This window comes from Enterobacter chuandaensis, assembly GCF_039718975.1.
In the GTDB taxonomy this organism is placed as follows: Bacteria; Pseudomonadota; Gammaproteobacteria; order Enterobacterales; family Enterobacteriaceae; genus Enterobacter; species Enterobacter chuandaensis.
In genome coordinates this window covers 322,866-336,814 of record NZ_CP097173.1, presented here as the reverse complement: position 1 = coordinate 336,814, position 13,949 = coordinate 322,866, and the positions used below count along the sequence as shown (strand labels likewise).

Below are 13,949 nucleotides of genomic sequence, written 5' to 3'. Positions count from 1 at the left end.
AACCCCGGCTACGGGGTTATTAGTGAAGCGTAATTCCTTTAAATATCTCCATCCGGAGAGGGATTCGTACAACCAAAAATCGCCGCAGGTGCAGCTGCAAATATGGAGAAGATTCTATTATGAGTTATATACTGACACTTTCTGGCAAGAAGTTTAATTTCATTAACCCGACAGCTGGCGATGTTGATATTGAAGATATCGCAAACGCTCTGTCTAACATTTGTCGCTTTGCTGGCCATCTTCCAGAGTTCTACAGCGTTGCCCAGCATTCTGTCTTAGCGAGCCAAATTGTACCGCCTGAGTTTGCATTTGAAGCCCTGATGCATGATGCGGCTGAAGCGTATTGCCAGGATGTACCGGCACCGCTTAAAGCCCTGCTTCCTGATTATCGCCGTATTGAAGCCCGCGTTGATGGTCTGATTCGTACTGTCTTTGATTTACCCGCAGAAATGTCGCCTGTTGTGAAGTATGCAGATCTCACAATGTTAGCGACCGAACGCCGCGATCTGGAAATTGACGACGGCACCGAATGGCCATGCCTTAAAGGGATCCCCACCAGCGATATTATTCAGATCATTCCACTTCGCCCTGGTCAGGCCTACGGACTGTTCATGACCCGCTTTAACGAACTGATGGAGCTGCGCGCATGCAACAACATATGAAAGTAAAAGAATTGGTCACAGCGGCACACATAGCAGCGTCAGACCTTCCACCAGCAGAGGCACAGTTAATGCGTGAAGTCGCCACCAGACTGGATGTGACCTTTGTTGCCCTAAGTGAAGCTCTGGATCAGCGCGTCACCCTTATGGCAGAGAACGAAATTTTACGCGGGGAGAAATCGCAATGAACGAACAAACTAAAGTTAAACACCTCCATTTCTACGGTGCCAGCGACGATTTGCTGGAATGCGAAGGCGCGATCCGCGAGGAGATTGGTTGCTACAACTCTCCAGGCATCTATCACCTCAAATCCGCCGAGGGTGAAATTCAGGTGGTCGGTTATTACCTCGACAGCGGGCTGTGGAGCATCGGCATCAGTCAGGTTGCCGAAGATACGCCGCTGCCAGCGTGGCCCGTCTCTTACGCCATGCATGAGCGTGGTTATAGTGTCCAGCTCACCATCTCAGTGCCGGACGACACCATTCTGGTTTTGTCAGAGGAAGATGAATGAGCATTACCCTGCATAACGCCGACTGCTTCGATATTTTTCCCACGATTGCCAGCGGTTCCGTAGACATGGTGTGTGCGGATATTCCCTACGGTACCACGCAGTGCTGCTGGGATTCGGTGCTTGACCTCAAGGTGATGTGGCATGAACTGTACCGCATCGCCAAACCGTCGGCGGCAATTGTCCTGTTTTCGGCTCAACCGTTTACCGCTGTGCTGGTCGGCAGCAACCTGGCGGACTGGCGATCCGAGTGGATTTGGGAAAAAGGCAACGCCACCGGCTTCCTTAATGCCAAAAAACAGCCGTTGCGTGCCCATGAAAATATCGAGGTGTTTTATCGTCGCCAGCCGACATATAACCCGCAGTTTACCCATGGCCATGCGCGCAGAACATCGAAGCGCAAAACCGTCAATTCGGAGTGCTACGGCAAAGCGCTGACGCTGACTAAGTATGACTCAACCAGCCGGTACCCACGCGATGTGCAGTTTTTCTCGAGTGACAAGCAAATCGGTAATTTCCATCCAACCCAGAAGCCGCTGGCACTGGTTCAGTACCTGATCGAGACCTACAGCAACCCCGGCGATACGGTGCTGGATTTCACAATGGGAAGCGGTACCGCAGGAGTAGCCTGCCTGCGTATCGGGCGCTGCTTTATTGGCATTGAGAAAGACACCTCAATATTTCAGGTCGCGCGTCATCGTATAGGGATTAAGCAGGAGCATGCAGCATGAAGATCCGCTGTTTTTCAAACTTCATAAATGGGTGCTGTTCAAGAAAGAGCTTCACCCATATCAATCCCTTAACGGGCTGCAGCCAACTATTATTTTCCACTATGGGTGTAATGGCTGCGGCAAGACCAGAACAGAGACCCGTGAAGAGGGTTACTGGCATTCTTTTAAACCATCAGATTTGGAGCACATGTAATGAACCACCTTATGATAGACCTCGAAACCATGGGCAATAAGCCTACTGCGCCAATTGTCGCGATCGGCGCTGTGTTTTTCGACCCGAAAAACGGCGAGCTGGGCGCCGAGTTCTATGTGGCCGTCAACCTCGCCAGCGCCATGGATCAGGGTGCTACCCCTGACGGTGACACGATCCTGTGGTGGCTGAAGCAATCAGCGGAGGCTCGCGCTGCTATTTGTACCGACGATACGAGAAGCATTACCTTTGCTCTCTCCGAGTTGAGCTCATTTATCAGTCGTAACTCTGACAACCCACGCTATCTGAAAGTCTGGGGTAATGGTGCCAACTTCGACAACGTGATTTTGCGCTCAGCCTATGAACGTGCCGGCCAAACCTGCCCATGGCAATTCTGGAACGACAGCGACGTGCGCACTATGGTACTGCTTGGCAAAGAACTTGGATTCGACCCAAAGCGCAATATGCCATTTGATGGTGTAGCCCACAACGCACTAGCCGATGCCCGCCACCAGGCAAAATATGTGTCAGCAATTTGGCAGCGCCTGCTGCCCACCAGCACCGAAGAATAAACCTAAACGCCCGGGTGCAGCCGGGCTATGGAGAATCCATGAATACTTTGTTTTTCCTTATGGCTGAGTTCAACACCCCAAATATTGAGCTTTCTGCGGTATGTCAGAAGTATTTCGGCATGAGCCAAGCAACAGCAGAAGCAAAAGCCAATGCATGTCTTTTACCTGTTCCAACCTACCGTGTGGGAACCTCTCAGAAAGCAAAGCGTTGCATCAATATACAAGACCTTGCTGAGTACATTGACAATCGACGCGAAGAGGGACGCAAAGAGTGGGAATCAGTCAGGACGAACAAACAGAAAAACAATTAGAAAAAAACCCGCCAAATGGCGGGTTTTTCAGGATCCTGTAAGTTGAGATTCATCACCTAGAAGGGGTTGAGGTACACAATAATTATTTTTGAATCTCAGATTCTTTGGTCGTACTTCATCAGAAATATCGAAACCGTTCAAAATCCTAACAAACGAAGCCTCAGGCATATCGTCGTGGACGCTTATTTCTCCAGACGTTTGCTTACGGACCATGTTGTCTACACGCCAAATCACCGCTTCCGCATACACGACATAACTCGGATGCTTAATAAATCGATGGTCACCAGCATCTAGGACGCACGCATCATCATGCGGGACGCCTTCCTTTATGCTGGAAATATTGACAACAAGAACGCAATAACAGTCATTTACAGGATAGTAAACGGGATCATTACATATAACATGTAAATGATTGCATGGCCCTGTGGGCGCCAAGACAGTACCTTTCCTGTAAGGCTGATATTGCGTCATAATAATTGAGAAGAAAACGCCTTGAGTTGTTGAGATTCTTCCATGCTCTGAAGGATGCGATCTGCTTCATCTTCCTTTTTGCCTTCCCTAAGAAGCATCTCTTTCAGATCAATTGGTACTCTTGAATTGCCTGGATCATGCCATTCAGGACATACTGTTTGAAGATGAGTCATGTTTGCAAGGTCAAACCGATTCATATGTCCATACTGAGAATAAATCTCATCGAGAATACGAACATCAGCCCGGCTCAACTCATCGAAAAACTCATCTGCGTCCATTTCACGAGGATCAGAACACAGCACAACATCATGCCCATTGGTCTCAATCAGTTCATACCAATATTCACCAAATCCTTCCCCCCGACCTCTGATGAGATTCAAGGTGTTAGACATCACAGGGCCGAATTTCATAGAGTATAAACTATCCTCTCCGATCATTCTGCCATGCTTCAGGATTGATTTTCTGTTTGCAAGGTATAACAACTTCATAAGCTTCAAATATGCCATGCGCCCACCGCGTTTAAGCAGCAAGTATGCAGCCATTTGAGCTACTTTTTCTTCGCAAAACATAAGGGAAACCTCGATACCAATCGCATATCTCAAAAGCCAACTAGTCTAGCTGGCGAGCCAATACCTAGTGCCTATCTATTATTTTCAGTCACCGCTGCAAAATTGTGCTCATTAAGCGAATACAACGGAGGTTGTTTGGAGCAAAGTCTATAACCGCAGTTATGATTGGTCAATCAGATACGGATACAAATGATGCGGTATGAATAGATATGAATAGAAAAGTTACGACAACAGGTTCCCAATAGAACCCCATGATACACAAAACCCACCTATTTTACTGAACTATCCGTCCTATCGAGCATTGGCGCAATGGAGAAACGGTGTGCAGGAAAAGCGGTCTGGTGTTCTGACGACATGGCGAAGTTATAAGCATCTGGTGGAAAAGGGGCGCTACTATAGCACAAAGAAAAGCCGGAGGCGCAGCGCCTCCGGTGTACTTTAGAACGTCATGCTCAGCTGAGCCCCCGCGCCCCAGGTTTCGTCTTCACCGTACAGGCCCATCAGGTCAACATGCACGGTATTAAACGGCGCGAAACCGACACCACCGGTAAAGACGTTGCTGTCGTTCCCTTTCATATCCGCACGATAACCGGCACGCACCGCCAGCCAGCTGAGCGGAGTTACTTCAGCGCCGACCCCAACATACTGCGACGTATCTTCGCTCTTAAAGCCTTTGGTTTCGGTCAGATCGCCATCGGCGGTCAGGGTCACCAGATCGTTGTGCCAGGCGGCGCCCGCGGTCACCAGCGGACGAATCTGGTAGGTGTCTTTATAGCTCACCACTTCCCCCGTACGCCCGTTGCGAATGCGGACATCTTTGGTGTCGATATCGCGCGACATCAGGTTTTGCCCGCTCACGCCGACCGTCCAATGTTCGCCTAAGTCAGCGGCAATACCGGCATCGACGTTGAAGCCCGTGTCGTCCGTGCGGTAGCGGCTGTCGTTCCACTTATTACTGTCGTAATCGTAGATTGAGGTGGTGTAGTTGTAGACCCAGGTTTTCTGCAGTTTTGGCGTCACGCCCACGGAAACCGGAACGCCGCCGAGGTCAAACTGACGCGCTACGGCAATACCGTAGTCGGAGACAATTGCCGCCCGGCCAGACGCCGTTGAGTTAAGGTTTTTGGTAATCTGGTCCGTGCCCCTCAGTGCAGCGTCCAGAGCAACGCCGGCAGCCACCACATTGCTTCTTTGAATACCGCGCAGATAATCAATATCCTGCTGGTCGATAGACGAACTTACCCGGCCATGGGCATAGCCTTTCGCCATAAAGGCCACGGAAAGCACATCGTTAGGGATACTCACGGCGAGGCCTGCTCCTGCCGTCGCGCGAGCGGTTTTGCCCTTAAGATAGTCCAGCTCATCGGCCAGATCTTTGGCCGCGCCCTGGAACTGGTTGATTGAGCCTAAAGGATTAGTGATGACCTGAATTGGCGTAAGGTTATCAACCACATCCTTATAGTGATTGATTTTGTCGTTGATGGTATCAATCTCATCCTGAAGATTGTCCTCATCCGTTACCTGCACCCCAACGGACGGTAAAATGACCGTCACGTCATCGTCCGGTTTTGCCTTTGCCAGCAGCGCTGGGTTAATTAACGCCCCGCTACCATAATTGCCCGAAGCAACGCCGGTGCCGCCCATGGCGTCGCTTCGTGATTCTGTCCAGGTATTGGCTGCTCCCGCCTGATTTGCCATAAACAAGGAGACAGCGATGCTAACCACCGAAAATTTAAAATGTTTTTTCACAGTATGCTCGTCTTATAGTCTGTTATGAAATAACCCCTGTCTGTTATCCCCCAAACAGGCGCGAACTATTGCTGTGAATAAAGATAAAAAGACCCGCTAATTCATTCCCTAAGTAAAACTTCCTTACGGCCTGTTGTAATTTGTGACGGCCCTCAATATTTATAGAAGAGGAAATTATTTTTTCCCAGGTTTTCCATTATGCGGCCCGAAAAACTGCGGTGGATGGTCCACCCAGCGGTCTTCCCGCGTGGCGGCATAGACCGGGTTGAGCGGATAGTAGATGCGGTTGTGCTTCTTGTTGGCTTCCCCCACAACCAGCAACCGCACCTCTTCTTCCGTGTTGTTGATAAAGGTATGGCAGACGCCGGTTCCGGCGGGAAAGCCCACGCTGTCTCCTGGTTCTAGTTTCCACAAATAGCCATTAATCCAGGCTTCGGGATAACCTTCAAGTACATAGATAAACTCTTCTTCGTCACTTTCCGCATGGGGATAGGATGTCCGACGCCCCGGCGGTAAACGCTCATGGTGAATGCCAATGCGCCTGAGGCCGAGGCTGCGCGCCAGCGGCGATCCGATGGAAAAAAGCTCGTTACTGTCGGGGTAGGTGGCGTCATCGGGCCCTTCTACGTCGCGCCAGTGCTTGATACAGTCTGGTTTTTTCATGGTTGTATTCCCGGTTTGCGATGCGTCAGGTATAGCACAGCCTGGCGGATATCGGTGTTTTTACCAGAACATGGTAAAGTGAGGGTTTTACGTCCCAGAACATCCGAGGTGCTATATGGATAAGTCCACAAAAGAGCTGTTAGCGCAGGCCGAAAAGCTGTGCGCGCAACGCAATGTGCGCCTGACCCCGCAGCGCCTTGAAGTCCTGCGTCTGATGAGCCTGCAGCAGGGTGCCATCAGCGCATATGACCTCCTCGACCTGCTCCGCGAAAGCGAGCCGCAGGCTAAACCGCCGACGGTGTATCGCGCGCTGGATTTCCTGCTGGAACAAGGGTTTGTGCATAAGGTCGAATCCACAAACAGCTATGTCCTCTGCCATCTTTTCGATCAGCCAACGCATACATCGGCCATGTTTATCTGCGATCGTTGCGGCGTGGTGAAAGAAGAGGGAGCGGAGGGCGTAGAGGATATTATGCATACGCTGGCGGCAAAAATGGGTTTTGCCCTGCGTCATAACGTGATTGAAGCACACGGGTTGTGTTCTGAATGCGTTGAGGTGGAAGCCTGTCGGCATCAGGATGCGTGTCAGCACGATCACTCAATCCTGGTGAAGAAAAAGCCGCGTTAAGGGCAAAAGAAAAGGCGGCTTAGAGCCGCCTGTGTGGGTTATTCAGCGTTACCAGCGGTAGTCGTTACGGGTTTCCCAGTCTTTGACTTCATTTTCTGCCTGATCTTTCGCGTAGCCGTAACGTTCCTGAATTTTACCGACAAGCTGATCGCGTTTACCTTCAATGACGGTCATATCGTCATCAGTCAGCTTACCCCACTGTTCTTTCGCTTTACCTTTGAACTGCTTCCAGTTGCCGCCGATTTCGTCTTTATTCATCATCGTGTCCTCTTAGTTAAGCGTCGGGTCGTAACGTCCGTTACGTTCTTTTCTGCTGGACGTGATAATTATTGTAGTTAAGGATTCGGCAGTTGATTTCATATTCGGAATCTTTAACCGTCACGATATATCGTGACGGGAAGGAAGCCAGGTATTATTTTGCCAGTGACGATGCCAGATAAAAGCAAGCGACAGGCCGCGCAGGGAGAGGAATACCGCAAGCGCCAGCCACAAACCGTGATTACCCAGCCAGGGAAGCGTCAGCAGCGTCAGACCAAACCCCGCCGCCGCGACCGCCATACTATTACGCATTTCCGCCCCGCGCGTCGCACCGATAAACATGCCGTCCAGCAGATAACACCAGACACCTACCACCGGCAAGATCACCTGCCAGACGATGTAGTGATCCGCAAGTTCGCGTAAAGACGGGATCGAAGTGAGTAATGCAATAATGTCGCGCCCAAAGCAGGCGTAAATCAGTGCGAATGCCAGCGCGACCAGGCCCGACTGACGGCATGCCGCGCGCCATACTTCACGAAGCTGGCCACTTTCACGCGCACCGTACGCCTGCCCTGAATGCGCCTCAACGGCGTAGGCGAAACCGTCCAGCGCGTAGGCGGTAAACGTCAGCAATGTCATCAGGACCGCATTCACCGCGACAATCTCAGGCCCAAGGCGGGCACCAAAAACCGTCAACGCGCCAAAACAGAGCTGTAGCAGAAGCGAGCGCAGCATGATGTCACGGTTGAGCGCCAGCAGTTTACGGATATTGCCGCGCCATGCGGTTTTCAGCATTACGAGGGATATCCCGCGCAGGACCAGTACGCGCCAGACCATCCACAGCCCAATGAATAAGGTTCCGTATTCGGCAATTGCCGTCGCCAGTGCCGCCCCGCGCACGTCCATATGCAGGCCTATCACCAGCCAGAGATCGAGCGCGATGTTAAGCAGGTTTCCCACGACCAGTAAAATTACGGGCGCACGGGCGTACTGCACGCCCAGTAGCCACCCCAGCAGAACGAGATTCGCCAGCGAGGCAGGCGCGCTGAGCCAGCGGATTTCCAGGAAGCGACGCGCCTGCTCCAGTACCGCCTCGCTGCCGCCAACAACATGGAGCGCAAGGTCTATCAGGGGCGTGCGCAGTAAAACAATGAGCGCCCCCGCGCCAAGCGCCAGGATCAGCGGCTGCACCAGCGCGCGCGCCAGACGTAACGGGTCTTTTGCACCATACGCCTGTGCCGTGAGCCCGGTAGTGCTCATCCGCAAAAAGAGCAGCAGCATAAACAGGAAGCTGGTTGCGGTTGCGCCAATCGCCACGCCGCCAAGATAAACAGGGGAATCGAGATGGCCAATAACGGCCGTGTCGACCAGACCCAGCAAGGGCACGGTGATATTGGAAAAAATCATCGGCAGGGCAAGACGCCACAATGCCTTATCAGATGCCGTCAGCAGTGACATGAGAGATACCGGCAAGGGTAAATGAAGCAGGCTACAGCGGAAGCGTAGCCTGTCAGGAAGTGATTACAGCCATTCGCCGTTACGAATCACGCCAACAGCCAAACCTTCAATAGAGAAGCTCTGTTCGCGGAGATCGACCACAATCGGAGTGAATTCGCTGTTTTCGGGCAGCAGCTGAACGGTGTTACCCTGTTTTTTCAAACGCTTAACGGTCACTTCGTCATCAATACGCGCGACCACCACCTGGCCGTTACGTACATCCTGCGTTTTGTGAACGGCCAGCAGATCGCCGTCCAGGATACCGATGTCTTTCATGGACATCCCGCTGACGCGCAGCAGGAAATCAGCGCTCGGTTTGAACATGCCAGGATCGACCTGGTAGTGACCTTCAATATGCTGTTGTGCCAGCAGCGGTTCACCTGCAGCAACGCGGCCTATCAGCGGAATGCCCGTCTCTTCTTCCACCAGCAGGCGGATACCACGCGACGCGCCTGACACAATCTCAATCACACCCTTACGCGCCAGCGCTTTCAGGTGTTCCTCGGCAGCATTCGGAGAACGGAAACCCAGACGCTGCGCGATTTCCGCGCGCGTGGGTGGCATACCCGTCTGGCCGATATGATCCCGAATGAGATCAAACACCTCTTGCTGCCTGGTCGTTAATGCTTTCATTCCGCCCCCTGGGTGTATATACAGTTATGCTGTGAGTATATACAGTCAAAGGCGATTTTGGAACCAAAAACTGCACAAAAAACCAGGGACTTAATTATTCCTCGAGGCTCATCGGAAATGTGACCAAAGCAGCGTGACCCAGGTAATGGCTGCTGTGATAATCGCCAGCAGGACAGCGGCGGAGCCCATATCTTTCGCGCGGCCAGAAAGCTCGTGGAAATCAGAGCCGATCCGGTCGACCACGGCCTCAATAGCGCTATTGAGAATTTCCACTATCATCACCAGAAGTACGGAACCGATGAGAAGCACGCGGGTAATGGCATCTACATCAAGGAAACAGGCGATGATAACCGCGACGATAGCGGCGACACCTTCCTGGCGAAAAGCGGCTTCATTAACCCAGGCGGCACGGAAACCTTTCCATGAATAACCGGCAGCTTTGATGATACGCGTTAACCCAGTGGTATTATTGGCCATTAAAAGAACCTTTTTTAAAAAAGAGCGTCAGTAACAGAAGGCGTAGCGCGTTGCGCTGCCGCCTGAAGTATGACGGGTAACAACAGAAATTTTGCGCGCTTTCTGTTATCCTTGCGCCGCAATTGCATTATTAACCAGAGGCTTTACATCGTTTATGTCCGGCTGGCCACGAATTTACTACAAATTACTTAATTTACCATTAAGCATACTGGTAAAAAGCAAGTCTATCCCAGCAGAACCCGCGCTGGAACTGGGGCTCGATACGTCGCGCCCTATTATGTATGTTTTGCCTTATAACTCGAAGGCAGACCTGCTGACACTTCGCGCCCAGTGTCTGGCGCATGATTTACCCGACCCGCTTGAACCGCTGGAAGTTGACGGCACTTTGCTGCCGCGCTACGTGTTCATTCATGGCGGGCCGCGCGTGTTTACCTATTACACACCGAAAGAAGAGTCCATCAAGCTGTTCCACGACTATCTCGACCTGCACCGCAGCAATCCTGACCTGGATGTGCAGATGGTGCCGGTATCGGTGATGTTTGGCCGCCGTCCGGGCCGCGAAAAAGGCGAAGAGAACCCGCCGCTGCGCATGCTTAACGGCATCCAGAAGTTCTTCGCGGTCTCCTGGCTGGGACGCGACAGCTTTGTGCGCTTCTCCCCTTCCGTCTCCCTTCGCCGAATGGCGGACGAGCACGGCACCGATAAGATCATCGCGCAAAAACTGGCGCGCGTGGCGCGTATGCACTTCGCCCGTCAGCGCCTGGCGGCCGTAGGGCCACGTCTCCCTGCGCGTCAGGATCTGTTCAACAAGCTGCTGGCCTCCAAAGCAATCGCCCGCGCCGTTGAAGACGAAGCGCGCAGCAAGAAAATTTCCCATGAGAAAGCCCAGCAGAACGCCATTGCGCTGATGGAAGAGATCGCAGCGAACTTCTCTTACGAGATGATTCGTCTTTCCGATCGTATTCTCGGCTTTACCTGGAACCGCCTTTATCAGGGCATCAACGTACATAACGCCGAACGTGTGCGGCAGCTGGCGCACGATGGCCATGAGATTGTCTATGTCCCCTGCCACCGCAGCCACATGGACTACCTGCTTCTCTCCTACGTGCTCTATCATCAGGGGCTGGTACCGCCGCACATTGCCGCCGGTATTAACCTGAACTTCTGGCCAGCCGGTCCGATCTTCCGCCGCCTGGGTGCGTTCTTTATTCGTCGCACCTTCAAGGGCAACAAGCTCTACTCCACCGTGTTCCGCGAGTATCTGGGCGAGCTGTTCAGCCGCGGTTATTCCGTAGAGTACTTCGTGGAAGGGGGACGTTCCCGTACCGGTCGTCTGCTCGATCCGAAGACCGGCACGCTGTCGATGACCATTCAGGCGATGCTGCGCGGTGGAACCCGTCCGATTACGCTGGTGCCAATTTACATTGGCTATGAGCACGTGATGGAAGTGGGCACGTACGCCAAAGAGCTGCGTGGTGCGACCAAAGAGAAAGAGAGCCTGCCGCAGATGCTGCGCGGCCTGAGCAAGTTACGCAACCTGGGTCAGGGCTACGTAAACTTTGGCGAGCCGATGCCGCTGATGACGTATCTGAACCATCATGTTCCGGATTGGCGCGAGTCTATCGATCCTATCGAAGCGGTTCGTCCGGCCTGGCTGACGCCAACGGTGAACGGTATCGCGTCCGAGCTGATGGTGCGCATTAACAACGCCGGTGCGGCCAATGCCATGAACCTGTGCTGTACGGCGCTGCTGGCTTCCCGTCAGCGTTCCCTGACCCGTGAACAGCTCACGGAGCAGCTGGACTGCTACCTGGACATGATGCGCAACGTACCGTACTCGGTTGATTCGACAGCGCCTTCTGCTACCGCCAGCGAGCTTATCGATCACGCGTTGCAGATGAATAAGTTTGAAGTCGAGAAGGACACGATCGGCGACATCATCATTCTGCCACGCGAGCAGGCGGTGCTGATGACGTACTATCGCAACAACATCGCCCATATGCTAATGCTGCCGTCGCTCATGGCGGCCATTATCACCCAGCATCGCCGCATTTCACGTCAGGAGCTGTTGCGTCACGTTGAGACGCTCTACCCGATGCTGAAAGCGGAGCTGTTCCTGCGCTGGAGCAAGGAAGAGCTGGCCGTTGAGCTGGAAAAACTGACGGAAGAGCTGCGCCGTCAGGGGCTGATCACCGTTGCGAACGACGAGCTGCACATCAATCCGTCACGCTCCCGTACTCTGCAACTGCTGGCGGCCGGTGCGCGCGAAACGCTGCAGCGCTACGCCATTACGTTCTGGCTGCTGAGCGCGAACCCGTCTATCAACCGCGGTACGCTGGAGAAAGAGAGCCGGACGCTGGCACAGCGCCTGTCCGTTCTGCACGGCATTAACGCCCCGGAATTCTTCGACAAGGCGGTCTTCAGCTCGCTGGTGCTGACGCTGCGTGACGAAGGCTTCATCAGCGATACGGGCGATGCCGAGCCGGAAGAGACGCTGAAGGTTTACCAGATGCTGGCTGAGCTGATTACGTCGGACGTGCGTTTGACGATTGAGAGCGCGACGCAGGGCGAGTGATGTGAAAAAGCCGGGTGGTGTTTCACCTTGCCCGGCCTGACGTTCTGCATAACAGAAAGGCCCGGTAAGCGCTAACGCTACCGGGCCTTATTTTTGAGCCTTATTAAATCACCGTATTCAGCTCAGAAGCGTAAAGGCAATCATCCCGACAATCGCACCCGTCGTGCCGAGGATGGTTTCCATCAGCGTCCAGGTTTTCAGGGTTTGCGCTTCGGTCGCGCCGGTAAACTTACCGAACAGCCAGAAGCCAGCATCGTTAACGTGCGAGACGACAATCGAACCGCCCGCGATACAGATAGACAGCGCGGCCATCTGCGCACCAGAGTAGTTGAGCTGTTCAATCACCGGCATCACCAGACCCACGGCGGTTAAGCACGCGACGGTCGCGGAACCCTGAATGATACGCACCGCCGCAGCCAGCACGAAGCAGGTTACCGCAATCGGCAGACCCATCCCGGTCAGCGCTTCACCCAGAGCCGGGCCCACGCCGGAATCCACCAACACCTGCTTGAACACGCCACCGGCACCGATCACCAGCAGGATAATCCCCGCAGGCTGCAGCGCCGCACCGCAGATCTCCATCACGCGGTCTTTCGGCATACCCTGGCGCATCGCCAGGCCGTAAATCGCCACCAGACACGCCACCAGAATCGCCGTGAACGGATGGCCGATAAACTCAAACCATTCGTACGCGGTAGAACCGACCGGCACAAAGCGCGCGGCGATGGTTTTCAGGCCCACCAGCACCAGCGGCAGCAGGATCAGCGACAGGCTAAAGCCGAAGGACGGCATTTTGCCTTCGCCAAGGTGCGGCTCGGTGATGTCGTCAGGAATGTGCAGCTCAACGTAACGGCTGATGAAGTTGCCCCACAGCGGACCGGCGATAATCATTCCCGGGATCGCAGCGCACAGGCCAATCAGGATCATCCAGCCAAAATCGGCGTGCATCTGTGAGGCCAGCAGCATCGGCGCAGGTCCAGGCAGCAGAAACGCTGCCGCCGCCGCCACGCCCGCAAACAGTGGAATAACCAGCTTCACGAGGTTAGTGCCGGTATGGCGCGCCATTGAGAACGCGACGCTGATGAGCAGCACCACCGCCACTTCGAAGAACAGCGGCAGCGCGCAAATCAGACCGGCCAGGCCAATCGCGTAGTGCGCGCGGCTGTGACCGAAGGATTTGAGCATCTTGACGGCAATCTGGTCGACCGCGCCCGTCTCATGCAGGATCTTGCCAAACATCGCGCCCAGCGCGACCACAATCGCCAGGAAGCCCAGCGTGCCTCCCATCCCTTTTTCCATCGTCGCGGCGATCTTGTCGAGCGGCATACCGGAAAAGAGACCTGCACCAATAGAAACCACCATCAAAGCAACGAAGGCGTGCATACGCGCCTTCATCACTAAAAACAGCAGCAGCAAAACCGAACCCACTGCTGTCAACACTAGCGTTAATGTACTCAA

17 protein-coding genes and 1 pseudogene are annotated in these 13,949 nt (G+C 53.6%); 9 read left to right on the top strand and 9 right to left on the bottom strand.

Annotated features, from left to right (window positions below; all coding sequences use genetic code 11):
* The first annotated feature begins 119 nt into the window (after positions 1-119).
* The 7 genes from MX657_RS01600 to MX657_RS01570 are packed head-to-tail and all read left to right on the top strand — an operon-like array spanning position 120 to position 2,971.
* Positions 120-662 carry an HD family hydrolase gene (locus MX657_RS01600; RefSeq protein WP_322921316.1) on the top strand — a complete coding sequence of 181 codons (543 nt, stop codon included), beginning with the start codon at positions 120-122 and terminating at the stop codon, positions 660-662.
* Positions 647-847 (top strand): hypothetical protein, encoded by a 201-nt coding sequence (locus tag MX657_RS01595; protein ID WP_322921314.1) that lies wholly within the window; start codon positions 647-649, stop codon positions 845-847. The genes MX657_RS01600 and MX657_RS01595 overlap by 16 nt, the downstream gene beginning before the upstream one ends.
* Positions 844-1,170, top strand: a complete 327-nt coding sequence (locus MX657_RS01590) for a hypothetical protein (protein ID WP_322921313.1) — start codon at positions 844-846, stop codon at positions 1,168-1,170. The genes MX657_RS01595 and MX657_RS01590 overlap by 4 nt, the downstream gene beginning before the upstream one ends.
* Positions 1,167-1,898 carry a DNA-methyltransferase gene (locus MX657_RS01585; RefSeq protein ID WP_182115537.1) on the top strand — a complete coding sequence of 244 codons (732 nt, stop codon included), beginning with the start codon at positions 1,167-1,169 and terminating at the stop codon, positions 1,896-1,898. The genes MX657_RS01590 and MX657_RS01585 overlap by 4 nt, the downstream gene beginning before the upstream one ends.
* On the top strand, positions 1,888-2,091 hold the full coding sequence (locus MX657_RS01580) for a hypothetical protein (protein WP_322921309.1): 204 nt from the start codon (positions 1,888-1,890) through the stop codon (positions 2,089-2,091). The genes MX657_RS01585 and MX657_RS01580 overlap by 11 nt, the downstream gene beginning before the upstream one ends.
* Positions 2,091-2,660 carry a 3'-5' exonuclease gene (locus MX657_RS01575; RefSeq protein WP_032620634.1) on the top strand — a complete coding sequence of 190 codons (570 nt, stop codon included), beginning with the start codon at positions 2,091-2,093 and terminating at the stop codon, positions 2,658-2,660. The genes MX657_RS01580 and MX657_RS01575 overlap by 1 nt, the downstream gene beginning before the upstream one ends.
* A gap of 38 nt (positions 2,661-2,698) precedes the next feature.
* Positions 2,699-2,971 carry a pyocin activator PrtN family protein gene (locus MX657_RS01570; RefSeq protein WP_322921306.1) on the top strand — a complete coding sequence of 91 codons (273 nt, stop codon included), beginning with the start codon at positions 2,699-2,701 and terminating at the stop codon, positions 2,969-2,971.
* Positions 2,972-3,438: 467 nt separating this feature from the next.
* On the opposite strand, the gene MX657_RS01565 is transcribed toward MX657_RS01570, so the two are convergent.
* The 4 genes and pseudogenes from MX657_RS01565 to MX657_RS01550 form a co-directional block, all read right to left on the bottom strand.
* Positions 3,439-4,011: a Panacea domain-containing protein gene (locus MX657_RS01565; RefSeq protein WP_322921305.1), complete on the bottom strand. Its 573-nt coding sequence runs from the start codon at positions 4,009-4,011 to the stop codon at positions 3,439-3,441.
* A gap of 284 nt (positions 4,012-4,295) precedes the next feature.
* Positions 4,296-4,415: pseudogene (locus tag MX657_RS01560) on the bottom strand (tRNA dihydrouridine(20/20a) synthase DusA); the annotation flags it as partial.
* A gap of 34 nt (positions 4,416-4,449) precedes the next feature.
* Positions 4,450-5,709 carry a conjugal transfer protein TraF gene (traF, locus tag MX657_RS01555; RefSeq protein WP_286088789.1) on the bottom strand — a complete coding sequence of 420 codons (1,260 nt, stop codon included), beginning with the start codon at positions 5,707-5,709 and terminating at the stop codon, positions 4,450-4,452.
* A gap of 225 nt (positions 5,710-5,934) precedes the next feature.
* The gene (locus MX657_RS01550; RefSeq protein WP_080329958.1) at positions 5,935-6,423 is read right to left on the bottom strand and encodes a cupin domain-containing protein; all 489 of its coding nucleotides are present in this window, start codon (positions 6,421-6,423) and stop codon (positions 5,935-5,937) included.
* A 115-nt stretch (positions 6,424-6,538) separates the two neighbouring features.
* Here MX657_RS01550 and zur point away from each other — a divergent pair, with 115 nt between their 5' ends.
* Positions 6,539-7,051, top strand: coding sequence for a zinc uptake transcriptional repressor Zur (gene zur, locus MX657_RS01545; RefSeq protein WP_346807070.1), 513 nt, complete (start codon positions 6,539-6,541; stop codon positions 7,049-7,051).
* Between the two features lie 48 nt (positions 7,052-7,099).
* On the opposite strand, the gene MX657_RS01540 is transcribed toward zur, so the two are convergent.
* The 4 genes from MX657_RS01540 to MX657_RS01525 all read right to left on the bottom strand — a co-directional run bounded on the left by MX657_RS01540 (position 7,100) and on the right by MX657_RS01525 (position 9,916).
* Complete coding sequence (locus MX657_RS01540) at positions 7,100-7,309, bottom strand: CsbD family protein (RefSeq protein WP_014882139.1); 210 nt, start codon at positions 7,307-7,309, stop codon at positions 7,100-7,102.
* A 120-nt stretch (positions 7,310-7,429) separates the two neighbouring features.
* A complete protein-coding gene (gene dinF, locus MX657_RS01535) occupies positions 7,430-8,767 on the bottom strand; it encodes an MATE family efflux transporter DinF (protein ID WP_346807069.1) in 1,338 nt (445 codons plus the stop codon).
* Between the two features lie 63 nt (positions 8,768-8,830).
* Positions 8,831-9,439 carry a transcriptional repressor LexA gene (gene lexA, locus MX657_RS01530; protein WP_008503366.1) on the bottom strand — a complete coding sequence of 203 codons (609 nt, stop codon included), beginning with the start codon at positions 9,437-9,439 and terminating at the stop codon, positions 8,831-8,833.
* 108 nt (positions 9,440-9,547) lie between these two features.
* Entirely contained in the window at positions 9,548-9,916 is a 369-nt protein-coding gene (locus MX657_RS01525) for a diacylglycerol kinase (RefSeq protein WP_014830281.1), read from the bottom strand.
* A 154-nt stretch (positions 9,917-10,070) separates the two neighbouring features.
* Here MX657_RS01525 and plsB point away from each other — a divergent pair, with 154 nt between their 5' ends.
* On the top strand, positions 10,071-12,491 hold the full coding sequence (plsB, locus tag MX657_RS01520; RefSeq protein ID WP_119916554.1) for a glycerol-3-phosphate 1-O-acyltransferase PlsB: 2,421 nt from the start codon (positions 10,071-10,073) through the stop codon (positions 12,489-12,491).
* 117 nt (positions 12,492-12,608) lie between these two features.
* Here the strand turns inward: plsB and gntU are convergent, their stop codons facing one another.
* Positions 12,609-13,949 carry a gluconate transporter gene (gene gntU, locus MX657_RS01515; RefSeq protein ID WP_014833577.1) on the bottom strand — a complete coding sequence of 447 codons (1,341 nt, stop codon included), beginning with the start codon at positions 13,947-13,949 and terminating at the stop codon, positions 12,609-12,611.

Excerpts from the sequence above, each read along its gene's own strand:
- MX657_RS01600 (WP_322921316.1), top strand. The coding sequence starts at position 120 with ATGAGTTATATACTGACACTTTCTGGCAAGAAGTTTAATTTCATTAAC.
- MX657_RS01595 (WP_322921314.1), top strand. The coding sequence starts at position 647 with ATGCAACAACATATGAAAGTAAAAGAATTGGTCACAGCGGCACACATA.
- MX657_RS01590 (WP_322921313.1), top strand. The coding sequence starts at position 844 with ATGAACGAACAAACTAAAGTTAAACACCTCCATTTCTACGGTGCCAGC.
- MX657_RS01585 (WP_182115537.1), top strand. The coding sequence starts at position 1,167 with ATGAGCATTACCCTGCATAACGCCGACTGCTTCGATATTTTTCCCACG.
- MX657_RS01580 (WP_322921309.1), top strand. The coding sequence starts at position 1,888 with ATGCAGCATGAAGATCCGCTGTTTTTCAAACTTCATAAATGGGTGCTG.
- MX657_RS01575 (WP_032620634.1), top strand. The coding sequence starts at position 2,091 with ATGAACCACCTTATGATAGACCTCGAAACCATGGGCAATAAGCCTACT.
- MX657_RS01570 (WP_322921306.1), top strand. The coding sequence starts at position 2,699 with ATGAATACTTTGTTTTTCCTTATGGCTGAGTTCAACACCCCAAATATT.
- MX657_RS01565 (WP_322921305.1), bottom strand. The coding sequence starts at position 4,011 with ATGTTTTGCGAAGAAAAAGTAGCTCAAATGGCTGCATACTTGCTGCTT.
- traF (WP_286088789.1), bottom strand. The coding sequence starts at position 5,709 with ATGGCAAATCAGGCGGGAGCAGCCAATACCTGGACAGAATCACGAAGC.
- MX657_RS01550 (WP_080329958.1), bottom strand. The coding sequence starts at position 6,423 with ATGAAAAAACCAGACTGTATCAAGCACTGGCGCGACGTAGAAGGGCCC.
- zur (WP_346807070.1), top strand. The coding sequence starts at position 6,539 with ATGGATAAGTCCACAAAAGAGCTGTTAGCGCAGGCCGAAAAGCTGTGC.
- MX657_RS01540 (WP_014882139.1), bottom strand. The coding sequence starts at position 7,309 with ATGAATAAAGACGAAATCGGCGGCAACTGGAAGCAGTTCAAAGGTAAA.
- dinF (WP_346807069.1), bottom strand. The coding sequence starts at position 8,767 with ATGTCACTGCTGACGGCATCTGATAAGGCATTGTGGCGTCTTGCCCTG.
- lexA (WP_008503366.1), bottom strand. The coding sequence starts at position 9,439 with ATGAAAGCATTAACGACCAGGCAGCAAGAGGTGTTTGATCTCATTCGG.
- MX657_RS01525 (WP_014830281.1), bottom strand. The coding sequence starts at position 9,916 with ATGGCCAATAATACCACTGGGTTAACGCGTATCATCAAAGCTGCCGGT.
- plsB (WP_119916554.1), top strand. The coding sequence starts at position 10,071 with ATGTCCGGCTGGCCACGAATTTACTACAAATTACTTAATTTACCATTA.